This window comes from Streptomyces sp. NPDC093510 (genome assembly GCF_040683555.1).
GTDB lineage: Bacteria > Actinomycetota > Actinomycetes > Streptomycetales > Streptomycetaceae > Streptomyces.
Genome location: NZ_JBFBEE010000010.1, coordinates 246,919 through 269,882, shown reverse-complemented (window position 1 = coordinate 269,882; position 22,964 = coordinate 246,919). Strand labels below are relative to the sequence as shown.

The following is a 22,964-nucleotide window of genomic DNA, read 5'->3' as shown; positions in this document are numbered from 1 at the left end:
GGGACTGCCGAAAAATCGAAGAGCGGCATTAGGTTGTTGAGCGTGCGATTGAGAGTGGAGTTCACGACCGAACCCTTCGATCTCGACGAGGCCCCGCCGCATGCGCTGGTGGCTCGTGAGGTCATTCAGGGGGCCCCGCTGGACACCGTGGACGTAGGTCCGTTCGGCAATACGGCCGAGGGCGACGTCGACGCGGTGCTTACCGCCGTCGACGCGATGCTGCGCCGGTCCCTCGGGGCGGGCGCCACCCGGGTGTCGCTTCAGGTCAACGTGATCGGCGAGCCGGGGAAGCCGGCGGACCCGGGGGAGGCGGATAAGTGACCGGTTTCGGGGACGACCCCTTCGTCGCCGCGGTGAAACCGCTGGTGGACGCCATGGGCGGCGAGATGATGCCGCCCGACCAGGCGGGAACCGACGACGTGGTGCTCGCCTGGGAGGGCGAGGACGTGGTGGCCGTGCGGCTGCCGCAGCTCGCGGACTCCCTGGACCACATCCTGCTCGCCCTCGAGCGCAAGCAGGGCCGGCCCCTGTCCGAGCTCGACCGCAAGGCGAAGCAGGAGGTCGTACGCGTACTGGAGGCGCGCGGCGCCTTCTCCGTCCGGCATGGCGTGGAGACCGTGGCCGGAGCGTTGGGCGTCAGCCGTTTCACCGTTTACAACTACCTGAACAGGGAGAACGCCGCGAAGGGCGAATAATCCCGCCTTCGTCCCGCCTCCCATGTCACGCTGCGCGGCCGAGCCGTCACCCGTATCGCCGGGTGGCGGCTTCTTTGTTCAAGTTATTTCAACAAAGTGTTGACGCTGCGTTGTTGAAGGTCTTAGCTGTTCCGCAGCCCGTCCAGCACAAGGCCACGGAGGCTCCCGTGACTTCGAGTACGACGCCGGGTATTGCCCGGTTCAACGCCTTGGAGGAGGCCGCGGCCACCGCCGCGCTCCACGAGGCCTGCGCCTCTTCGGCCTGGGGGAGCAAGCTGCTCTCCCGGCGCCCCTACGCCACCGTCGAAGCCCTCTTCGCCGCGAGCGACGCCGCCATGGCCGAGCTCACCGCGGACGATCTGGCCGAGGCGATGGCGGGGCACCCGCCGATCGGGCGCCCGAAGCCTGGGGACCCGACCTCGTCCCGCGAGCAGCGGGGCATGGCAGGCGCCTCCGAGGAGCTCAAGACCGAGATGCTCGAACTGAACCTGGCCTACCAGGACAAGTTCGGTCACGTCTTCCTGATCTGCGCCACCGGCCGCACCGGTGAGCAGATGCGGGACGCGGTCAAGGAGCGGATCGGCAACTCGCCCGAACAGGAGCGGGAGATCGTCCGCTCCGAGCTGGGCAAGATCAACCGCATCCGCCTGACCCGCCTCCTGGAAGAGGAAGCCGCATGAGCACGGAAACGACCGCCTCGGTGTCCACGCACATCCTGGACACCAGCGTCGGACGCCCCGCCGAGGGCGTCGCCATCTCCCTGTCCGCCCGCAGCGGCGCGGACGCGGAGTGGAAGACGCTCGGCGGCAGCAGGACCGACGCGGACGGGCGCTGCAAGGACCTGCCGGCCCTGCCGGAAGGCACCTCGCACGTACGGCTCGACTTCGAGACCGAGCCGTACTTCCTGAGCAAGCACGACACGCAGAACAAGCAAGCCGAGGCGCAGCAGGACGCCCCCGCGAATCGGGACAGCGGTGCGACCGGAGCGTTCTTCCCGGAGGTGGCGATCACGTTCGCCGTCACGCCGGGCGAGCACTACCACGTACCGCTGCTGCTCAACCCGTTCGGCTACTCCGTTTACCGAGGGAGCTAGCAGACATGCCCACCATTCTGGGACAGAACCAGTACGGCAAGGCTGAGAACCGGGTCGTAAAGATCACGCGGGACGGCGACACCCATCACATCAAGGACCTGAACGTCTCCGTCGCCCTCTCCGGCGACCTGGACGACGTCCACTACAACGGCTCGAACGCCAACTGCCTGCCGACGGACACGACGAAGAACACCTGCTTCGCGTTCGCCAAGGAGTACGGCATCGAGTCCGCCGAGCAGTACGGCATCCACCTCGCCCGGCACTTCGTGGACAGCCAGCCCTCGATCCACCGCGCGCGGATCCGGATCGAGGAGTACTCCTGGGAGCGCATCGGCGGCTCCGACAGCAACTCCAAGTTCATAGGCGCCGACGAGGTCAAGCACTCCTTCGTCCGCAAGGGGCAGGAGACGCGCCTCGCCCAGATCACCTATGACGGCCAGGAGTTCGAGGTCCTCTCGGGCCTGAAGGACCTGACCGTGATGAACTCCACGAACTCCGAGTTCTGGGGCTACATCAAGGACAAGTACACGACCCTCCAGGAGGACTACGACCGCATCCTCGCCACCTCCCTGTCCACGTGGTGGCGGCACAACTGGACCAGCGACGAGCAGCGCATGCCGAGCTGGGAGCGGTCGTACGAGCAGGCGAAGAAGCACATCCTGCACGCCTTCGTGGAGACCTACTCGCTGTCGCTGCAGCAGACGCTCTACCAGATGGGTTCGCGGGTCATCAACAACCGCAGCGAGATCGACGAGATCCGCTTCTCCGCGCCCAACAAGCACCACTTCCGTCAGGACCTCTCGCCCTTCGGCCTCGACAACGAAGCCAAGGACGGAGCCGTCTACTACGCCGCCGACCGCCCGTACGGCCTGATCGAGGCCACGATTCTGCGGGACGGCGTCGAGCCGAAGATCCCGGTCGACATGACCAACCTCTGACGCGGGATGCGCGCCCCCGCCCCACCGCAGTGGGCGGGGGCGCGCCACACCGGAGGGAACATCCGCAATGGCACAGCCTGCAAAGGGGCCGGCAGCAGCCGAAGGCCCGTGTTCCACCCCACCGGACATAGCTGACAGCGCGTCAACTGCCGACTGTCACCCGGTGGATGAGAAGCTCCACCCCTCGCGGCTCGTCCCCGCCGCACTCCAGCACATCGCCGCCATGTACGCGGGTGTGGTCACCCCTCCGCTCATCATCGGCCAGGCCTGCGGCCTGGACACCGTGGCCCAGACCAGGCTGATCGCCGCGGGTCTGCTGATCGCCGGTCTCGCCACCATCCTGCAGACCCTCGGCGTCAAGGGCTTCGTCGGCAACCGCCTGCCGTTCGTCAACGCCGCGTCCTCGGCGGGCATCGCGCCCATCCTCGCCATCGCCGAGACCAACGCCAAGGGCGACCAACTCCCCGCGATCTACGGCGCGGTGATGGTCGCGGGTGTCTTCTGCCTCGCCGTCGGACCCTTCTTCGGCAAGCTGCTCCGCTTCTTCCCGCCGCTGGTCACCGGCGTCGTCATCACCCTCATCGGCGTCACGCTGATGCCCGTGCCCGTGAAGTGGGCGCAGGGCGGCGACGACACCGACCCGACGTTCGGCGACATGAAGTACCTGGCGCTCGCCGCCTTCACGCTCGTCGTCATCCTGCTCTTCCAGCGATTCGGCCGCGGCTTCCTCAAGCAAGTCGCCCTGCTGGCGGGCATGTTCATCGGCACGCTCGCCGCGATCCCGTTCGGCCTCGCCGACTTCACCTCGGTGCAGACCGCCCCGCTGGCCGCGCTGCCCACGCCGTTCGCCGCAGGCGCCCCGATCTTCCAGCCCGCCGCGATCCTCTCCCTCTGCATCGTGATGCTGGTCCTGATGACCGAGTCCGCCGCCGGCATGCTCGCCCTCGGCGAGATCTGCGAGCGCAGGACCGACGGCAAGACCATCACCCGCGGCCTGCGCACCGACGGCATCGCCACCCTGGTCGGACCCGTCTTCGGCGGCTTCCCGACCTCCGCCTTCGCACAGAACGTCGGCGTGGTCTCGCTGACCCGCGTCCGCAGCCGCTACGTCGTCGCCGTCGCGGGCGGCACGCTCATCGTCCTCGGCGCCTTCCCGGTGCTCGGTGCGGTCGTCAACGTCGTCCCCATGCCGGTCCTCGGCGGCGCGGGCATCGTCCTCTTCGGCTCCATCGCGGTCAGCGGCATCCGTACGCTCTCCGAGGCGGGCCTGGACGACAGCTCCAACATCATCCTGGTGGCCGTCGCGCTCGGAGCGGGCATCATCCCGCTCGCCGCGCCCACCTTCTACGCGGAGTTCCCCGCGTGGGCCCAGACCGTACTCGGCTCCGGCATCAGCGCCGGCGCGCTCGTCGCGGTCACGCTCAACCTGTTCTTCCACCATCTCGGCACCCGTGGCGGCGCGCAGAGCGCGGCCGCGGCACTCAAATCTTCCTAGGGTCATGCCGTGCCCTCCCCCAAGCTCTTAATGAGCAGGGGGGACCCCCAACGCCACTCACCCACGAAGGAAGCACCATGGCAGCCTCGGCAAACCCCAGCTCTCCCGTAGAGCGCATCGTCATCGAGAACGCCGCGATCGCGACCGTCGACGCCCAGGACACCGAGTACGCCTCGGGACATGTCGTCGTCGCCGGGAACAGGATCGAGTCCATCGGCGCGGGCAAGGCCCCCGAGGGCCTGGAGAACGTCGTACGCCGTGTCGACGCCACCGGCCACCTCGTCACCCCCGGCCTGGTCAACACGCACCACCACTTCTACCAGTGGATCACCCGGGGCCTGGCCACCGACCACAACCTGTTCAACTGGCTGGTCGCGCTGTACCCGACGTGGGCCCGCATCGACGAGCAGATGACGTACGCGGCCGCGCAGGGCTCCCTCGGCATGATGGCCCGCGGCGGCGTCACCACCGCCATGGACCACCACTACGTCTTCCCGAAGGGCTCCGGCGACCTCTCCGGGTCGATCATCCGCGCCGCCTCCGAGATGGGCGTCCGCTTCACCCTGGCCCGCGGTTCCATGGACCGCAGCGAGAAGGACGGCGGCCTGCCGCCGGACTTCGCCGTCGAGACCCTGGAGGGCGCGCTCGCCGCCACCGAGGAGACCGTCAAGAAGCACCACGACGCCTCCTTCGACGCGATGACGCAGGTCGCCGTCGCGCCCTGCTCCCCGTTCTCCGTGTCGACCGAACTCATGAAGCAGGGCGCCGAGTTGGCGCGACGCCTGGGTGTACGTCTGCACACCCACGGCAGTGAGACGGTCGAGGAGGAGAAGTTCTGCCACGAGCTCTTCGGCATGGGCCCCACCGACTACTTCGAGTCGACCGGCTGGCTCGGTGACGACGTGTGGATGGCGCACTGCGTCCACATGAACGACTCCGACATCGCCGCGTTCGCCCGCACCGGCACGGGCGTCGCGCACTGCCCGTCCTCCAACGCCCGCCTCGCCGCCGGCATCGCCCGTGTCCCCGACATGCTCGCGGCGGGCGTCCCGGTCGGCCTCGGCGTCGACGGCACCGCGTCCAACGAGTCCGGCGAGCTCCACACCGAACTGCGCAACGCGCTCCTCATCAACCGCCTCGGCGCCCACAGGGAAGCCGCCCTGAACGCCCGTCAGGCCCTGCGCCTCGGCACCTACGGCGGCGCGCAGGTCCTCGGCCGCGCCACGCAGATCGGCTCCCTGGAGGCCGGCAAGCTCGCCGACCTGGTGCTCTGGAAGATCGACGGCATCGGCCACGCGTCGATCGCCGACCCGGTGACCGCCATCGTCTTCGGCGCGGCCGCACCGGTCACGCTCTCACTCGTCAACGGCAGGCCGGTCGTAGAGAACGGCCGCCTCCTGCACGCCGACGAGGACGCCATCGCCCGCTCCACGCGGGAGGAGGCACAGCGTCTCGCGCGGATCGCCGCCGAGAGCTGAACCCAAGAACTCCGGTCAGGGGGGACGGCCCCTGACCGGACTTGAGCAGCCGAGCGGGCTGCTCAAGTGCCGCCCCGGAACGTGACCCAAAACTTCGCGTTCCCGGGGCGGTCAGTACTACCTGGGCGCATTTCCACAACCGAACACCGAGCAAGTCCTTGCACCACGCACCGCCCCCCCCCACCTCCCAGAAGCGAAAAGTGCCGACATCCCCGCCGGTACTGGAAAACAACCGGAGGAGCCACAGTGGCCACTCAGCCCAGGTTCACCAAGCAAGGCACCACCCCAGAGCCGTCCAAGAACGACGGCGAACCCGCCATACATCCGGTCGACGAGAAGCTCCCCGCGCTGAAAATGGCGACGACCGGCCTCCAGCACGTCGCCGCCATGTACGCGGGAGTCGTCGCCCCGCCGCTCATCGTCGGCGCCGCGATCGGGCTCTCCGCCAAGGAACTCACCTTCCTCACCGGCGCCTGTCTCTTCACCGCGGGTCTCGCGACGTTCCTGCAGACCCTCGGCATCTGGAAGATCGGCGCCAGACTCCCCTTCGTCAACGGCGTCACGTTCGCCGGTGTCGCGCCCATGCTCGCCGTCGTCGACTCGACCAAGGACAAGGACGACGCCCTGCCGATCATCTTCGGCGCGGTGATCGTGGCGGGCGTCCTCGGCTTCATCGCCGCCCCGTTCTTCTCCAAGATGGTCCGCTTCTTCCCGCCGGTCGTGACCGGCACGGTCATCACCCTCATCGGCATCTCGCTGATGCCGGTCGCCTTCGGCTGGGCACAGGGCCCGGTCCCCGGCGCCGACGACTACGGCTCGATGAAGAACCTGGGCCTCGCCGGCATCACGCTCGTCATCGTCCTGCTGCTCCGCCGCTTCACCACCGGCTTCGTGAAGCAGATCGCGGTCCTGCTCGGCCTCGTCATCGGCACGCTCGTCGCGATCCCGTTCGACGCCACCGACTTCAGCCCGATCGGCGACTCGGACGTCATCGGCTTCCCGACGCCGTTCCACTTCGGCGCACCGCAGTTCGCGGCCGCCGCGATCGTCTCGCTCTGTGTCGTCATGGTCGTCTCGATGACGGAGTCCACCGCCGACATGCTCGCCCTCGGCGAGATCGTGGGCCGTCCCGCCGACGAGAAGACCATCGCCGCGGGCCTGCGCGCCGACACCCTCGGCTCGGCGATCAGCCCGCTCTTCAACGGCTTCATGTGCAGCGCCTTCGCGCAGAACATCGGCCTGGTCGCGATGACGAAGATCCGCAGCCGGTACGTGGTCGCCGCGGGCGGCGGCTTCCTCGTCCTGATGGGCCTGTGCCCGATGGCCGCCTCACTGATCGCGGTCGTGCCGCGCCCGGTGCTCGGCGGCGCCGGCGTCGTCCTCTTCGGCTCGGTCGCGGCGAGCGGCATCCAGACGCTGGTCAAGGCGAACCTGGAGAAGGACAACAACGTCCTCATCGTGGCGGTCTCGCTGGCCGTCGGCCTGATACCGATCGCGGCGCCGGAGTTCTACCACGCGTTCCCGGAGACCGCGAAGATCATCCTCGACTCGGGCATCTCGACGGGCTGTGTGGCGGCCGTGCTCCTGAACCTGGTCTTCAACCACATCGGCAAGGGCCGCGACGAGGACGACGTGACGGCGCCGATGGAGCCGGGCGGGGAGATCGCACAGACGCGGGTGCCGGGGCAGGCGGTGGCGCACTGACCCGGCCCCGGACTCGGGGCGGTCCTCCCGCGGTCAGTTGTCGCGTGGGGGGCCGCTTCCGCCGGGACCCGCCGCCGACGCGGCACCGCAGGACTCGATCCCCGTACGGGCCAGCCGCACGATCGTCTCGTCCCCGGCCGACAGAAGCTCTTCGTACAGGGCGCGAGCGGCCGCGCAGGAGCCCGCCTCGTGCGTGGCACGGGCCCGCCACAGCAGGGCGATGTGCCCGAAGCCGTCCAGTTCGACCTCGTCGTGGGCCAGCGCGGAGTCCAGGGCGTCCAGCTCACGAAGGGCCGCGCCGTGCTCCCCGCGCTTCAGGTGGGCGGGGACGAGCTTCAGCCGAAGGTCGATGACCGCGAAGTGATGGGGCGGCAAGTACGAAAGCAGCCCCTCCAGGGCGCGGCCCAGGTCGGCTGCGGCCGCTTCGAAGTGGCCCTCCGCGTACAGGAGTTCACCCCGCTGCTGGTACAGCTTGACCACGCCCCGGCCCACCGCGCCGCGAGTGTCCGGCACCGAGTCGTACCGCTCCAGAAGCCCGCCGACGACCTCCAGCGCCTCCGCGGGGCGCTCCTGTTGCACGAGGTTGCCGCAGAGCAGCGACGCGGTGTCGAGATACAGCACCGAGTTCTGCTCGCCCGCCTGCTCCAGCAGGCTCAGCTGATCGCGGTGCGCCTGCTCGGCCTCGGCCAGCAGGCCCGCCTCTTCCAGGGCGTGGGCCACGTGGTGGCGCACCGCCACGTCGTTCTCGTCGACGTGTTCCGCCTCCAGGGCGGACAGCAGCGCGTGCGCCTCGGCCCGTGCCGCCTCGGCCTTTCCCGCTTCGGCGAGCACCTGGACGTACTCGGCACGGATGACCAAGGTGCCGTTCATCTCCAGGCGCTGCGCCACGTCGAGGAGGGTGTGGAGCTCGCGCTCCGCCTCGTGCGGCCTGCCGGCGTGACGCAGTTCGCTCGCCCAGCCGGCCCAAGCCGAGAGGGTCCCGAAGGACTCTTCGCCCAGCTTCTCGCGGGCCGACAGATACGCCTCGTGGGCGGGCTCGACCCCTTCGGCCAGCTTCCTCCGGATGAACTCGCCGACCGGGTGGCCCTCGGGGAGCTCGTCGACCCGCTCCAAAAGCAGGCGGGTGAAGAGCTCGTCGGCGTCACGGCTGTTCGACGCGACGGCGTACAGATGCGCCTGCCGCCCGGCCCACAGGAACGCGGCCAGGGACTCGGTCTCCTCGCGCGGCACGGCCCGGATTCCGGCCTCCAGATGCGGCAGGACCAGCTTCCACACCTTCCACATCTCCAGCGAGCGGGAATCGAGGCGCGCGGCGAAGACGGCCACGGACGCCGCCGCGTGCCACAGCCGCTCCCGCTCGGCCCCGGACGACTCCTGGACCCGCAGCGCGTTCGCCTCCAGGACGAGCGGATGCGCCGTGAGGCAGGGGAGCGACTCCCTCGCCGCCTCCTCGACGGTCAGCAGCCCGAGGTCGACGAGCCCTTCCAGCGCGGTTTCGCAGCTCTCCGCGCGGGCGGGCCCCTGGAAGAGGCCCGACTGCTCCAGCACGTCCAGGTCGAGGAGGAACGCGGGCAGCGGAGCGTGCGCGAAGCACGAGATCAGCCGCATGAGGAGGCGGGCCTCGGGCAGACCCTGCTCCGCCAGCAGGTCGAGGCTGATCTCCCAGGTGCCGCTGATCAGCCGCCGGTAGCGCCGCTGGTCGCCGTCCGGCCCGCCCGCCCCCTCGCCCCGGTCGAGGAGACCCGTGCCGAGCCGGTCGAGCTCGCGCGCGTACCCCGCGAAGTCCCTGACGTATCCGCCCTCCGCACCGCGCCTGCGCAACAGGCCCGCGCCACGCCCCGCCCGCGCCAGATAGGAACCGGCGAGCTTCAGGGCGAGGGGCATGCCGCCGAGGCGCCGGGCAAGGTCTCGCGCGTCTGCCATCGGACCTGCGTTGCCCGCGAAGTCGATCAGGACCTCGGCGCCGTCCTCGGGCGAGAGCACGCCGACCGGACGGCAGGTGGCCTCGCCGCCCCACACCGCGGGGTTGCCGATCCTCGTGGTGACGAGGGTCAGCCCGGCCGCGCCGGGGCGGATCCAGCCGGTCCCGTCACCGGGGGAGCCGTGCAGGGACGTCGTACGGTCCGGCTCGTCCACGTTGTCGAAGACGAGGAGCCAGGGCCGCGTCGCGCCGTCCAGCGCCCGCCAGACCAGGTCCATCGCGCTGGACCGCCCCGACCAGGCGTCCTCGATCCGCGCCTCGGGAACGCCGAGGTCACGGGCGACCTGCCGCATCCCGGTGAGGAGGCTGTCCTGCGTGGCGGCGGAGAGCCAGAAGACCTGGTGGCCGAGGTCCTTGGCGAGCCGGGCGAGGCCGAGCGCGACGGTGGTCTTGCCGCAGCCGCCGAGGCCGTGCAGGACCTGGATGCGGTCGCGGTCACCGGTCAACTCCTCCCGCAGCTCGGCCAGGAGGCCGTCCCTGCCCCGGACCCGGGGCGGCAGTTCCCCGTACGGGGCACGCACGGTGAAGGTGCCGGGGACGGCGGACTGGCCGGGGTGCCCTGCCGTCTCCGGAGCGGACGGCACGGACGGCACGGACGGAGCAGACGGAGCAGACGGAGGGGACGGGGAGTACGGGGCGGAGGGAGCGGATGGGGAGTACGAGGCGACGTGGGGTGGCGTCGGGCTCGGAGCCGCGAGCTCGTCGCGCGTGCGGGCGCGCGTACGCCGCCGCCACTCCCGCTCGGCCCTCTTGGCCGCCTCCTGCTGCCGCCGCCAGTCCGCGTCCGGCGCGATCCGGCAGCACTTGAGCAGCGTCGAGACGGTGTTCCAGGTCGGCGCCCGCGAGCCGCCCAGGGCGTACGAGACCGTGGTGCGGTTCAGGCCGCAGGCGCCGGACACTTCCCGTACGCCGCCGAAGCCCTGCTTGCCGAGCAGGCGTCGGAGCCGCACGGCGAGTGCCCGCATCTCCTCGGGTGCCTGCGCATCCACCGGCTTCAGGTTGTTCATGCGCCCCTCCCAGTGCCACGACCCGATCGAGTCCCAGTGCCACGACCCGATCGAGCGTACGGGCCGGGTCGGACATCCACGCGGCTGTCCGCGAATGTCCGCGCCCGTCCGCGCCCGGACATCCGGACAACGGCTTCCCCCGCAGGCCGCCGCGGCCTTGTCCGCGGCCTGTCCGCGATCACTTCAGGCCACCGGGCCACCGCCCGTATCCAGGTCACCGAGCGGCGGAACGACCGTCGCCACGGGGCCCGCAGGGGCGGATCGGAGTCAACGGGCAATGGAGATCGCACAGTTCGTGGTGGAGCACGGACAGCTTCTCGTGGAGCACGGACGGTTCCTCCTGGAACACAGGGAAGACGTGCTGAACGCGGTGCGGTGTGTCCGCGTCGTGTACGCGGTGTGGAGGGTCTCCCGGCGTGTGTGGCGGGCGCGGCGGGACCGTACTTCGTCGGGGGAGGGGTCTTCCGCTTCCGGGGTGCGCTGACGTAACGTCGTGCCGCCGCCGACCGTATGGCGGAAGTTACTTTCCAGTCGGTTGTGCCGGTCCCCGTTCCGCGTCTCGTGAACTCCCACGGAACGGGGCCGACTTCCGGCGTCCCGCGATGGAAGAAGCGCCCCCCATGAGTTCTGACACGAGTTCCGAAGCCAAGTCCCGGGAACCCGGAGCCGACGCCCCCGCCGTCCACCCGGTCGACGAGATCCTGCCGCCGGGCCGCATGCTCGTCGCGAGCCTCCAGCACGTCGCCTCCATGTACGCGGGCGCGGTCTCCGTGCCCCTCGTCGTCGCCGTCGCGGCGAAGATGTCACCGGGCGACACGGCCGTACTCATGGGCGGCAGCCTGCTGATGGCGGGCATCGCGACCCTCCTCCAGACCCTCGGCATCGGCACCTTCATCGGCTCGCGGCTGCCGTTCGTCAACGGCGTCTCGTTCGCCGGTGTCGGCGTGATGCTGACGATCATCTCGACCCAGGGCGGCGTCGAGGCGGGCATGCCCGTCGTCTTCGGCGCGATCATCGTGTCGAGTCTCTTCGGATTCCTGGTCAGTTCGTACTTCTCGCGGCTCGTCCGCTTCTTCCCGCCCGTCGTCACCGGCTCGGTCATCACCCTGATCGGCGTCTCGCTCATCCCCGTCGCGTACGACTGGATCGTCGACGACTCGGCGACCGGCACACCGGAGCCCAGGAGCATCGGGCTCGCGGGTGCCACCGTCCTCGCGATGCTCCTGCTCCAGCGCTTCACGCGCGGATTCCTGAAGCAGATCAGCATGCTCGTCGCGATGGTCTTCGGCACGCTGCTCGCGATACCGATGGGCCTCGCCGACTTCTCGAAGCTCGACGGCGCCGACCCGGTCGGCATCCCCTCCCCGCTGCACTTCGGCGCACCGGAGTTCAACATTCCGGCCATCATCTCCATGTGCGTCGTGATGCTGGTGATCCTCACCGAGTCCACCGCCGACATGATCGCCCTCGGGAAGATCGTCGAGAAGGACGTCGACGAGAAGACCATCGCCCGCGGTCTGCGCGCCGACGCCCTCGGCTCCGCGCTCAGCCCCCTCTTCAACGCCTTCCACGCCAGCGCGTTCGCCCAGAACATCGGCCTGGTCGTGATCTCCAAGGTACGCAGCCGCTTCGTCGTCGCGCTCAGCGGCGCGATCCTCGTCCTGATCGGTCTCAGCCCGGCCGCGGCGGCCCTGATCTCGGTCGTCCCGATGCCGGTCCTCGCGGCCGTCAGCCTCTTCCTCTTCGGCTCCATCGCGGTCAGCGGCATTCAGACGCTGCTCCAGGCGGACCTGCACCGCGGCGACAACGCGCTGATCGTGGTCGTCACGCTCGGGGCGGGCCTCGCGCCCGCCCTCTCGGACGGCTTCTACGAAGCGTTCCCCGACTGGGCTCAGATCGTCCTCGGCTCCGGCATCTCCACGGGCTGCATCCTCGCGGTGACCCTGAACCTCGTCTTCAACCACTTCGGTACGAAGGAGAGTCCGGCCGGCGCCGAGCAGCCGGAGCCGGCGGTCACGCACTGAGGCGACGCCCTCCCGCGCACCGGGGTCCGGACGATCACTACGCTGGTACGCCGTGACCACCCAGCCCAGCCGCCCCGCCCCGCTCGCCCCGCCAGACCGGCCCACCCAGCCCCGCAGGCTCACCGCGGCGGCCGTCGACGCGCTGCTCGCCCTGCTGTGCGGTCTGGCGGCCGCGGTGGCGGCGGGCGTCACGGTCGCCGCCGGGGTGGTCGAAGTCCGCGTGCAGTCCCCGGCGATGTGGGGCGCGGCACTCGGCTTCTCGTTCCTGAACCACGTCCTGCTCACCCGCCTGGCCCGGGCGAGCCTCGGCAAGCTGACGACGGGACTGCGCGTCGTCCGCGCCCGCGACGCCGGCCGCCCCCGCCTCCCGGCGCTCACCGGGCGCTGGCTGTTCGGCTTCTACTGGATGGTGGTGTTCGTACCCCTGCACGTCCTGACGGACAGCGACGTGGAGCAGCAGGACGCGGCGGGGGTGCGGACGGTGCGCCGCCGGCGGGACGGCGCACCGGCACCGGCCGTGTCTACTTCCCGCACACCTGCGCGGAGTTGACGTACCCGCCCGCGTTCTCGTCGTCCGTGCCGAGGACGGCGTCGCGCGAACCCGGCACGCATTCGACCGCCTCGATCTTGTGGCCCTTGAACTTCCGCAGCACGTCCGGGGACTTGGCGACGGACAGCCGCACCTTGCCGGTCCGGCTCACCGAGAGCGAGCCCGCGTCCATGACCGCCGAGTCGAAGGGGCCGTCGTCGCCCGCGTCGGATGCCGAGCTGATCACGAGGCGGCCCGACGGTGTGACGGAGATGTCCGAGGCGTGCCGGACGTCGCCGGTCGGGTAGGGCGCGCGGAGACGGGCCGTGGTGACCGGGCCGAAGTCGGCCTCGCCGTACTTCGTGAAGGAGAAGGGCGCCGCGTGCAGCGTCGCCGGGCGCTCCTTGCCCGCGCCCCGGTCGGCCCAGACCGCCGCGAGCCTTCCGTGCCGTGAGGTCAGCGCGAAGCTCTCGTAGTCGTCGCCGTCGGCGATGGCGGGGAGCGGGGAGGTGTCCAGGACGTGGACTTCGGTGCCGCTCACCTTCAAGTGGTGGACCAGGCCGCGGCTCGCCAGGGCCATGTACTCGCCGCGGGCGCCGGGCACCGCCTCGATCGCCTCCAGGTCGATGGGCTCGGCGGCGCCCGTCCAGGTGAGCTGCTGGACGGAGGCGGCGCGGTCGGAGTCGGCGCCGGGGCGGTAGGTCAGCCGGGCGACGCGGTTTTCGCCGGGCTTCTTGTTGTCGCGTACGACGAGGGCGTGCGTCGCGCCGTCCGTCCGGCCGGTGAGGGCCAGACCACTGATGCCGGAGCTGATGTCGTCACCGGCCCGCTGCCAGCCGCCGGGGGCCGGGGGCGCCGGGGCGGCGCCCGCCGTGAGGAGCGCGGCGGCGGAGGCGGCCGCGGTGGCAAGCACGGTCGTACGGAAGGACATGGAGATCTCTCACCTCGGTGCAGGTCGAGCGCAGGTCGGCTGTGTTGACGCGCGTAGACGGGAGTTGGCCGGGACCGTACCCAGTTCAGCCCGCGGGAGGCAAGAGGTGGCGCGGGTGCGCGGGGCGCCGGACGGCGCCCCGCGCGTCCGGGCTATCCGATGTGGTACGGGTCGCCGTAGACCTTCCAGTCGAGCGGCGGGTCCAGGTTGAGGTTCCGCTTCTTCAGGAAGACGCGCTGTGCGGTGTCGACGCGGCTGGTGTCCTCGTGGGCCTCCTCCTGCTTCATCGCCCAGACGCGCGCGTCGAGGAACGCGTTCAGGTACGTCACCTCGTCGCCGCCCTGCGCCGGCGGCTTGGCCGAACGCAGCGCGCGCTTGCGGATGTTGCGGAAGCTGGTCGAGTCGCTGCCGTCGCCGTGCATGACGATCGCGTCGTAGTAGCAGAACTGGCCGAGGACGCCGATGCCGTCCGCCTTGCCCTGCTTGACCGACGGGTTGAAGTAGACGCGGTCGCGCTCGCTGTCCTGCGCCTTGCGGAACTCCGCGTCGGTGTCGGCGGCCCGCTCCCAGTCGCGCGTGAAGTTCGGGTCGAGTCCTTCGTGCGAGTCGGTGCCGTCGACCCTGCGCAGTGCCGGTAGGTACTTCGCGAGGACGTTGCCGGGCTTGCGCCGGGTGTAGAGCTCGACGAGGTCGAGCATGTCGCCGGTGCCGGAACAGAAGCCGATGATGCCCGCGGTGTAGCCGCGGCCGTCGTCGATGTCCTCGATGTAGCGGTACTGCTTCTTCCATTCGAGCGAGGAGTTCTCCGCGCTGCAGACGATCTGCATCGCGATCTCCTTCTTCGCCGGGTCGTCGAGACCGCCGGCCGTGATGAAGGAGGAGAACGGGGTCGCCGCGCCCGCCGACTGCGTGGTGAGGAGCGGGCCCGCCACGGCCGCCGCGCCGATGAAGGCGAGCAGGGTGCGACGGCTGGCGTGGGTGGTGTGAGTGGCGTGGGCGGTGTGGGTGGTGCGCGGGCTGATGTGGTGGGGGGTTTCCACGAGGGCCTCCAGATGGGGGAGTTCACGTGCCGCGTACTGTTAGGAAGGTTTCCTACCAGAGATTCTGCGTGACGTATACCCGTCAAGACGCGATGAGTCGCGGATTCCGAATGGCCGGACTTCCCGCTGTCCGCGGGGCCCACCCGTCCGTACGATCCCCCTCGCTCACGCAATCCGCTCCAGGCACCCGCAATGTGCTCCACGCACAACAGGCACTTCTCCAACTCCCCACATCAGCAATGGAATGGAGAACCATGGCCGGTGCACTGCTGCTGAGCGGCGCCCTCGTGGCGCTGTTCGGTTCGACTCTCCCCGCGCAGGACACGACCGCGATCAAGGACCCGCCGCCCGACAAGATCGTGATCGAGGTGGCCACGGTGAACGGCTCGGGCTGTCCCCTCGGCACCGCGGCCGTCGCGGTCTCCGAGGACAACACGGCCTTCACCGTGACCTACAGCGACTACCTCGCCAAGGCGGGCGGCGGCGCGGACCCCACCGCGTTCCGCAAGAACTGCCAGCTCAACCTGATCGTGCACGTCCCGCAGGGCTTCACGTACGCGATCGCCAGCGCGGACTACCGCGGCTACGCCTCGCTCCAGCCCGGCGCCAAGGGCACGGAGAAGGCCTCGTACTACTTCCAGGGCTCGCCCCAGACGGCCGCGATCAGCCACGAGTTCAAGGGCGCCTACAACGACAACTGGCAGGCCACGGACACGACGGACTGGGCGCAGCTCGTCTGGGCGCCGTGCGGTCAGCGGCGCAACTTCAACATCAACACGGAGTTGCGCGTCGACGCGGGGACGTCCGACCCTGCGAAGTCCAGCTTCATGACGATGGACTCCACGGACGGTGGCATCAGCACGGTGTATCACATGGCGTGGAAGGAGTGTCCCCGCGCCTGATTGGCGGTTGGGGTCCCCGCGCCCGCAAGGGGCGCGGGGAGCTGCGCGACCGGCCAGGACCGGCCCGCAGCCGACGGATCGCCGGCCGGTTGACGAATCAACCGGCCGGTTCCGCGCTCACTCTCCGGAGGCGAGGCGCTCGCGGATCAGGGCGGCGATCCTGTACGTGTCGCCCGTCGGGCGGGTCCGCAGCGGTCCGGGGTCCCGGATCCACGCCTCCTCGACCGTGAACCAGTCGATCTTCTCGGGGGTGCGGTTCTCCGAGAGGGCGGCCCGCAGTTCCTTGAAGTACCGCCCCCAGCGCAGCCGGTAGAGACCGCCGACGAGCCCCGCCCACTCGCGGTTCGCGTAGTCACGCAGCCCGGCGTCGGCGCCCGACCGGGTGCCCCACACCGTCAGCAGCGAGAGCTGGTCGTACGCGAGCCGGTCACGCTCCGCCGCGTCGGCTCCCCACGCGCGGGCGTCCGCGACCCAACGCCCCAGCAGATGACGGGAGTCGGTGGCGAGGAGCCGGTCGAGCAGGTCCATCAGGCCGAGCCACTCGCGCGTGAGCCGGTCGAAGCGGCCGGCGTCCCCGGCGTCGTACGCCTTCTTGATGCGCGGCAGCAGTACGCGGCCGCGGTTGGAGAGAGCCTGCCGTGCGACGTCGAGAAGATCACGGCGGTACGCGGACGAGCGTCGCAACCCGGGCCGTACGGCGAGGAGTTCGCCGAGCGCGGGCTCGAACTCCGCCGGTTCGTAGCGCATCGCCTTCGGCGACCAGGCCGCCGCCGACTTCGCCGCGAGGTCGGGCCGGGCCCCGAAGAGGCCGTCGGCGCCCTCGGCCCACCCGTCGGCGCGGGTCGTACCGTAGGCGGTGCGGCGCAGCACGTCCCAGGCGGCCGCGGCGTGCGGGTCGGCGGCTCCGTACCGTGCGGTCGACCACTCGGCGAACCAGGACTTCAGGTCCAAGGTGCCCTCGCGCCAGGCGAGTTCCGAGAAGAGCTCGAAGGCGGCGGGATTGTTGTCGGCGGCCTCCGGCATGAGCGAGATGCCGCGCAGCGTGCTGCCCTTCCTGGTGCGCCACTTCTCGTACAGCTCCGCCCAGTCCGGGGTGTTGGCGCCCAGTGTCGTGTGGCCGCCGAAGTTCCAGATGGAGCCGAAGGTGTAGGGCGTGGAGCCCCAGTCGTTCTCGCGGTCGGTGACGTGCGGGAAGCGGTCGGAGAGGCCGTCGACGACGAGCATCCGCTCCTTGTCGACGGCGTCGGTGATGGCCTTCGGCGGATTGTGCTGCCAGCCGAGGATCACCCAGGTGGCGCCCGGGTGCGCGGTCCGCAGCGCCTTCTCGACGCCCTTCGCGGCGTCGGGGACGGGCACGTCGCCGGGCTTCCCGCCCTCGTGGAGCAGGTCCATCTTGTACATCGTGGTCGGGCCGAACAGCTCGTCCTGCGCACGGTAGAACGCCTCGGCCACGCGCGCGAAGTGGCCGGTGCGCGGATCCAGCCAGTCCGGTCGCGCGAAGCCCACCCAGTCGCCCTGCGGGACGGTGCTCGCCCCGGGGTTCTTGTCGGTGAAACCGGGCGGGACGGTCCCGAAGTAGCCCGGCAGGACGGGCGTCATGCCCAGCTCGCGCAGCCGGTCGCAGATGCGGCGGCCCAGGCGGGCGCGGGCGTCGAGCAGCTGCCGTGAGACCGGGTGCGGGAACGACGACATGTTCTGCAGGAGCCACCACGGCTGGTGGGCGGGCGCGGGTATCCAGGCCCGCAGCTCCTCGTCCGTGTACCCGAACTTCTGGAGCGCGCGGTCGTAGACGGCGTCCGCGCCCGCGTACACGAGGACTTCGTTGTAGCCGTGCAGCGCGAGTACGTCGATCTCCCGCTCCCAGTACGCCCAGTCGTAATAGGCCCCCGTGTAACCGTCGTTGGTGTCGTTGAGGACGAAGCGGTGAGGGGTGTTGGCCTCGCCGGTGAGGGGCGCGGAGGGGGCTGGGAGCCGTTCTGGAAGGTGGTCGGTCCGGCTGCCCGCCCAGGTGATACCGGCGTGCGCGACGTGCTTCAAGTAGTGGCGTAGCCCGGTGAGTTGGGTCGCCGGGTCGGTGGCGGCGACGGTGATGCGGCCGCGGCGCCCGGTGACCTGGAAGGAGTCCTCGGCGTTCGCCTTCTTCGGGACGGTTCTGAAGGTGATCTGGTCCCAGTGGCGGGGGAGCAGGCGCCGGGCGGCCTCGGTGGCGGCGGTGCGGCGCGGGGCGGGCGCGTCGGTGGTGACGCCGTCGGCGGCCCCGCCGGAACAGGCGACGGCGGCGACACCGGCCGTACCGGCGAGGCCGGCGAGGAAGGCGCGGCGGTGGAGGGGAGGCATGCGGGCTCCGTCGGTCGGGTGGGGGTGCGGGGGAGGGGAGCGGGGTGGCGGCTGCCGAGGGGTTTCTTCCCCCGGCAGCCCCCTGCCTCTAACCACACGAGGGCCTCCGACCGGTTGCCTGGCCTCCGACCGGTTGTCTGGCCTCCGACCGGTGGCCCGGCTGCCCGGCTCCGACCCGTTGCCTGGCCTCCGACCGGCTGACTGCCTCCAACCCCGGCTGGCCTGCCCGACTCCGGCTGACCCGGCCTCAGACCCCGGCTGACCGCCTCCGCCCCCCTACACGCTCAGGACCCCGACATCACATCCCCGAACATGGGGTCGTCCCCCGACTTTCCGATGCCGACGGACGACGCGCCGAAGCTCACCGCGCCGGTGGGCGTGATGCCGTCGGCGGTGCCGCGCAGGGACCACACGGCGCCGTCGTCGCTGTTCTCGCCGCCCGCGCCCACCGACAGATCGGCGCGGCCGTCCTTGTCGAGGTCGGCGAGGTGGACGGCGGTGCCGAACATGTCCGAGGCCTCGTTGGCGCCCGGGACGCCCGCGGTGCCCTGGTGGAAGGACTGGGCGCCGGTGCCCGTCAGGCCGGAGGCGCCGCCGCGCAGTACCCAGACGTTGCCGGCGTGGCTCGTGGAGCCGATGGTCTCGAAGACCGCGCTGACGGCGAGGTCGGGGTATCCGTCACCGTCGACGTCGCCCGCGGCGAGCGCCCCGCCGAACGAGTCGTCGGACTCGTCGTCCCCCGGCACGCCCTCTGTGGCCTGGCTGAAGACGGCGGTGCGCGTGGTGCTGACGCCCGTCGCGCCGCCGTAGAACACGGTGGCGTAACCACCTTCGGCAGTCTGGTCCATGATGGTGCGGAAGTCCGTTCCGACGACCAGGTCGTCGTGCCCGTCGCGGTCGAAGTCGGCGACGGTGAGCGCGCCCGCGTAACCGGGGCCCGCCTCGGTCTGCGGGGTGAACCCGGCGGCGCCGCCCCGGTAGACGAAGTTGCCGGCGGAGGACCCGACCACGATGTCGTCGGACCCGTCGTCGTCGAAGTCACCGGCGGCCAGGTGGACGGCGCCCATCGGGTACGCGCCGGACTCGATCTCCGTGTCGAGGCGCAGCTTCCCGGCCGCGCCGCCGGACTTGGTGAAGCCGCCCTTGAAGATCCACACGTCCTTGCCGGTGGAGCCGACCGCCAGATCGGTCTTCCCGTCGCCGGTGAAGTCGCCGACGGCGAGGGACTGTCCGAACCGGTCGTGGCCCGACGCGTTCGGGTCGGCGATCGTCGTGCCTCCCGACAGGCCGGACGAGCCGCCCCACAGGATGGTGACCGACCCGCCGTCGGCGTCGCCGTCGACGTCCTCCAGCGGCGTGCCCACGACGAGGTCGCCGTAGCCGTCATTGTTGAGGTCGCCGTGCGCGAGTTCGGCGCCGAAGCGGTCGGAGGTCTCCGAGGCGCCGGGCACGCCGGAGGAGCTCTGCGAGGTGGTCTTGTGGCGTGCGGCGCTGATGCCGCTCGCCGAGCCGTAGTTGACGACGACGGCGCCCGCCTTCGCCTTCTCACCCGCGACGGCCCCCGGGGCGCCGGTCGCCAGGTCGCGGTAGCCGTCACCGTTGAAGTCGTCGGCGAGCCCCCGCCCCGCGGCACTCGCGGTGCCGGGCAGGGAGATGAGCAGGCCACCGGCCAGAGCGGCCGCGACGACGGTGGCGCCCAGCGCGGCGGCGCGCCGGGAGCGCTGGTTACGGGGCTGGCGACGGGACCGGGAACGGGGCCGTGACATGAGTTCCTCCAGGACATACGTGCGAACTCAAGGAAGACCTTTCAAGATCCCGGAAGGTTGTACCTCCGCCGGTCACCTCGGACCCGGCGTCCGAGAGCAGTCCCGCGATCTTCGCGGCCGAGCGGTGCTCCTGGAGGGTCGTCTCCGGCTCGTCGTGCAGGCTGTGGCTGAGGCCGACGAGACGCTCGCCCCAGGCGCGTACGGCCGAAGTGACCGCCGCCCGGGCCTCGCTGTCACGTACGCCCGAAGTGACCGCCGCCCGGGCCCCGTCGCGGTGCTGGTACGTCATGCCGGCCCCCCTTTCTCCGCCATCCGCTCCTTGGACGGCCGTACGATCCCGTCGCGTGCCCCCTTCGGCGCGCGGTAGCGCAGTGCGAGGCCGGAGCCGAGCAGGGCGACGGCGGCGCACGCGCTCCAGCCCCACAGGAAGCCGGACTCGCGGCGTTGGTCGACGCGCTGGTCCGGGACGGCCGGCTCGCCCCGGCCGAGCTCGCCACCCGTACGGGCACCAGCGCGGCGACCGTCCGCCGCAGACTGCGCCGCCTGACGGAGGCGGGCGTGCTCGCCTTCCGCTGCGACCTGGCCGCGCCGCTGGCCGGGCACCCGGTCCCGGTGACCCTGCCGGCGCAGGCCCCGGCGCGAGACCTGGGCGCCGTCCACCGCACGATCGCCGCGCTGCCGGAGTGCCGGCTGGTCGCGGGCGTCACGGGCCCCGCCAACGTCCTGGCGACGCTCTGGGGCCATGACATCGCGGACATCCAGCGCCGGGAGACCGCGCTCTGCGCGCGCCTGCCCACGCTGACTGTCACCGACCGTGTCGTGGGTCTGCGCACGGTCAAGCGGATGGGGCACCTCCTGGGGGACGACGGCCGTCGCACCGGCATGGTGCCGATCGCGCCCTGGTAGAGGCGCACCCGCGCCTCCGTCGGCGAGTCATCGGATCGGTGGGCGTGATGCGCGGCAATTAGGCGCCGTGTCACGGCTGTTGAGCCCATTGACATCCGATGTATTCATCCCTACGTTCCCGTGCGACCCCCAACCCCAGGGAACCCGGGAGCCGCCCCATGCGCCACAGAGCCACTGGACTCGCCCTGCTCCTCGCCGCCGCCCTCGCGGGCACGGCCGCCGTCCCCGCCGCGACGGCCACCCCCGCCGCGACGGCCACCCCCGCCTCGTCCCCCGAGCCCCCGTCCGCCGCGGCCCCCGCATCGCCGCCCTCCGCGCCCCCCGGTCCGCCGCCCGCCAAGGGCCCCGGCACCGACCACGCCGCGGACGACCCCTTCACCTCCGACCGCACCAACTGGTTCCGCCAGGACCGCTTCGGTATGTTCATCCACTTCGGCGCGTACTCGAACCTGGAGGGCGAGTACAAGCGCCCCGACGGCACCACCTGCCGCAACGCGGAGTGGATCAAGCGGGAGTGCGACATCCCGATGGACGCGTACGAGAAGCAGGCGCAGAGCTTCGACCCCGCGGACTTCGACGCGAAGGCCGTCGTCAAGGCGGCCGAGGACGCCGGGATGCGCTACATCGTCATCACGTCCAAACACCACGAGGGCTACGCGATGTGGCCGACGAAGGTGAACGACTGGAACCTGCGCGACCACTCCTCCTTCGACAGGAACCGCGACATCCTCGCCGAGCTGAAGAAGGCGTCGGACGACGCGGGCATCAAGCTCGGCTTCTACTACTCGATCTGGGACTGGCACGACAAGGACTTCGCGGACCCGGCCACGTTCCCCGCGTACGAGAAGCGCATGTACGCCCAGCTGAAGGAGCTGGTCGACGGCTATGACCCGGCGCTCCTCTGGTTCGACGGCGAGTGGGACACCGACAACCCCCACAACCCCTGGACGGCGAAGGACGGCGAGCGCCTGGAGTCCTACCTCCGCGGCCTCGACCCCGACCTCGTCATCAACAACCGCGTCGGCAAGCGCCGCGTCGTCGACGGCGACTACGGCACGCCCGAGCAGGAGATCCCCGGCGCCCCGGTCGACGGCCAGCTGTGGGAGTCCTGCATGACCCTCAACGACCATTGGGGGTACGCCCGTCACGACGAGAACTGGAAGTCGGCAGAGACCCTGACCCGCAACCTCCTCTCCACCACCTCCCGCAGCGGCAACTACCTCCTCAACGTCGGCCCCGACGCCCGCGGCCGCGTCCCGCAGCCCTCCGTGGACCGGCTCGAGGCAATGGGGGACTGGCTGCGCGCCGACGGCCAGGGCGACGCCGTGTTCGGCGCCCGCTACGGCGGCCTCGTCGAGGAACCGGCCTGGGGCCACGTGAGCCGCAAGGGCGACAAGCTGTACGCGGCGGTCACGCGCTGGCCCGCGACAGGCGGCGCCCTGCACCTGAAGGCGCGCACGGCCTTCACGGTGAAGGCGGCCCGCGTCCTCGGCAGCGACCAGAAGGTGACGGTCGCGAAGTCGGGCGACGGTTACGACATCAGGCCGTCCGGCGCGGCCACCAACGGCACGGCGACCGTGATCGAGCTGAAGGCCGACCCCGGCCCGACGGCCCGCCCCGGCCGCGGCAAGGGCCTCACCCAGCGGATCTTCGACAACGAGACCCTGTCGGGCACCCCGAGGATCACCCGCACCGACCCCACCCTCAACCACGCCTGGAAGTACTCGGGCTCACCGGCCGCCTCGATCCCCGCGGACAGGTTCAGCGTCCGCTGGACGGGATCGGTCGAGCCGCGCCGCTCGGAGACGTACACGCTCACGACGGTCTCCGACGACATGGCCCGCGTCTGGATCGACGGCAAGCTGGTCATCGACTCCTGGACGCCGCACGAGCCGAGGATCGACAAGGCGGAGGTGCGGCTGACCGCCGGGAAGCGGCACTCGATCAAGGTCGAGTACGCGGAGCGGACGGGCGAGGCGCACCTGAAACTGCTGTGGTCGAGCCCGGGGCAGGAGCAGCAGATCATTCCGCGGTCGCAGCTGTACGCCCACTGAGCTTCTGACCGTCTGCCCGCCCGCCCGTCTGCCCGGAGAGTTTGTGGCGAAACAGGTCCCAAGTCCCTGGGAACAGGGACTTGG

General features: G+C 70.8%; 18 protein-coding genes. 13 read left to right on the top strand and 5 right to left on the bottom strand.

Features of this window, described 5'->3' with window-relative positions; translation table 11 throughout:
• Positions 1–42: 42 nt before the first annotated feature.
• The 8 genes from AB0N81_RS18490 (at position 43) to AB0N81_RS18455 (ending at position 7,403) form a co-directional block, all read left to right on the top strand.
• Positions 43–321, top strand: a complete 279-nt coding sequence (locus tag AB0N81_RS18490; RefSeq protein ID WP_365359419.1) for a hypothetical protein — start codon at positions 43–45, stop codon at positions 319–321.
• Positions 318–695 carry a helix-turn-helix domain-containing protein gene (locus tag AB0N81_RS18485; RefSeq protein ID WP_365359417.1) on the top strand — a complete coding sequence of 126 codons (378 nt, stop codon included), beginning with the start codon at positions 318–320 and terminating at the stop codon, positions 693–695. Before AB0N81_RS18490 ends, AB0N81_RS18485 begins: the two co-directional genes overlap by 4 nt.
• 167 nt (positions 696–862) lie before the next feature.
• Complete coding sequence (gene uraD, locus AB0N81_RS18480; RefSeq protein ID WP_365359415.1) at positions 863–1,375, top strand: 2-oxo-4-hydroxy-4-carboxy-5-ureidoimidazoline decarboxylase; 513 nt, start codon at positions 863–865, stop codon at positions 1,373–1,375.
• Positions 1,372–1,788 carry a hydroxyisourate hydrolase gene (uraH, locus tag AB0N81_RS18475; protein WP_365359413.1) on the top strand — a complete coding sequence of 139 codons (417 nt, stop codon included), beginning with the start codon at positions 1,372–1,374 and terminating at the stop codon, positions 1,786–1,788. Before uraD ends, uraH begins: the two co-directional genes overlap by 4 nt.
• Before the next feature lie 5 nt (positions 1,789–1,793).
• Positions 1,794–2,726: a factor-independent urate hydroxylase gene (pucL, locus tag AB0N81_RS18470; protein ID WP_365359411.1), complete on the top strand. Its 933-nt coding sequence runs from the start codon at positions 1,794–1,796 to the stop codon at positions 2,724–2,726.
• A gap of 67 nt (positions 2,727–2,793) precedes the next feature.
• Positions 2,794–4,221 (top strand): nucleobase:cation symporter-2 family protein, encoded by a 1,428-nt coding sequence (locus AB0N81_RS18465; protein ID WP_365359409.1) that lies wholly within the window; start codon positions 2,794–2,796, stop codon positions 4,219–4,221.
• A gap of 77 nt (positions 4,222–4,298) precedes the next feature.
• Positions 4,299–5,699, top strand: coding sequence for an 8-oxoguanine deaminase (locus tag AB0N81_RS18460; protein WP_365359407.1), 1,401 nt, complete (start codon positions 4,299–4,301; stop codon positions 5,697–5,699).
• Positions 5,700–6,017: 318 nt separating this feature from the next.
• Complete coding sequence (locus AB0N81_RS18455) at positions 6,018–7,403, top strand: nucleobase:cation symporter-2 family protein (RefSeq protein ID WP_365359519.1); 1,386 nt, start codon at positions 6,018–6,020, stop codon at positions 7,401–7,403.
• A 33-nt stretch (positions 7,404–7,436) separates the two neighbouring features.
• Here the strand turns inward: AB0N81_RS18455 and AB0N81_RS18450 are convergent, their stop codons facing one another.
• Positions 7,437–10,391, bottom strand: a complete 2,955-nt coding sequence (locus AB0N81_RS18450) for a hypothetical protein (RefSeq protein WP_365359405.1) — start codon at positions 10,389–10,391, stop codon at positions 7,437–7,439.
• 620 nt (positions 10,392–11,011) lie between these two features.
• Between AB0N81_RS18450 and AB0N81_RS18445 the strand changes: the two genes are divergently transcribed.
• Both AB0N81_RS18445 and AB0N81_RS18440 read left to right on the top strand, forming a co-directional pair.
• On the top strand, positions 11,012–12,415 hold the full coding sequence (locus tag AB0N81_RS18445) for a nucleobase:cation symporter-2 family protein (RefSeq protein WP_365359403.1): 1,404 nt from the start codon (positions 11,012–11,014) through the stop codon (positions 12,413–12,415).
• 52 nt (positions 12,416–12,467) lie between these two features.
• Complete coding sequence (locus AB0N81_RS18440) at positions 12,468–12,965, top strand: RDD family protein (protein WP_365359401.1); 498 nt, start codon at positions 12,468–12,470, stop codon at positions 12,963–12,965.
• Here the strand turns inward: AB0N81_RS18440 and AB0N81_RS18435 are convergent.
• Entirely contained in the window at positions 12,937–13,875 is a 939-nt protein-coding gene (locus AB0N81_RS18435) for a hypothetical protein (RefSeq protein ID WP_365359399.1), read from the bottom strand. The two genes, AB0N81_RS18440 and AB0N81_RS18435, sit on opposite strands and share 29 nt — an antisense overlap.
• A gap of 152 nt (positions 13,876–14,027) precedes the next feature.
• Positions 14,028–14,897 carry a chitosanase gene (locus tag AB0N81_RS18430; protein WP_365359517.1) on the bottom strand — a complete coding sequence of 290 codons (870 nt, stop codon included), beginning with the start codon at positions 14,895–14,897 and terminating at the stop codon, positions 14,028–14,030.
• Between the two features lie 272 nt (positions 14,898–15,169).
• Here AB0N81_RS18430 and AB0N81_RS18425 point away from each other — a divergent pair, with 272 nt between their 5' ends.
• Entirely contained in the window at positions 15,170–15,817 is a 648-nt protein-coding gene (locus AB0N81_RS18425; RefSeq protein WP_365359397.1) for a DUF4360 domain-containing protein, read from the top strand.
• 117 nt (positions 15,818–15,934) lie between these two features.
• Here AB0N81_RS18425 and AB0N81_RS18420 read toward each other — a convergent pair whose 3' ends face one another.
• Positions 15,935–18,154 (bottom strand): alpha-N-acetylglucosaminidase, encoded by a 2,220-nt coding sequence (locus AB0N81_RS18420; RefSeq protein ID WP_365359395.1) that lies wholly within the window; start codon positions 18,152–18,154, stop codon positions 15,935–15,937.
• 284 nt (positions 18,155–18,438) lie between these two features.
• Positions 18,439–19,920, bottom strand: coding sequence for an FG-GAP and VCBS repeat-containing protein (locus tag AB0N81_RS18415; protein WP_365359393.1), 1,482 nt, complete (start codon positions 19,918–19,920; stop codon positions 18,439–18,441).
• A 444-nt stretch (positions 19,921–20,364) separates the two neighbouring features.
• On the opposite strand from AB0N81_RS18415, the gene AB0N81_RS18410 reads away from it, so the two are divergent.
• Both AB0N81_RS18410 and AB0N81_RS18405 read left to right on the top strand, forming a co-directional pair.
• Positions 20,365–20,826 carry an Lrp/AsnC family transcriptional regulator gene (locus AB0N81_RS18410; protein ID WP_365359390.1) on the top strand — a complete coding sequence of 154 codons (462 nt, stop codon included), beginning with the start codon at positions 20,365–20,367 and terminating at the stop codon, positions 20,824–20,826.
• A 158-nt stretch (positions 20,827–20,984) separates the two neighbouring features.
• The gene (locus AB0N81_RS18405) at positions 20,985–22,880 is read left to right on the top strand and encodes an alpha-L-fucosidase (RefSeq protein WP_365359388.1); all 1,896 of its coding nucleotides are present in this window, start codon (positions 20,985–20,987) and stop codon (positions 22,878–22,880) included.
• Positions 22,881–22,964 lie beyond the last annotated feature (84 nt).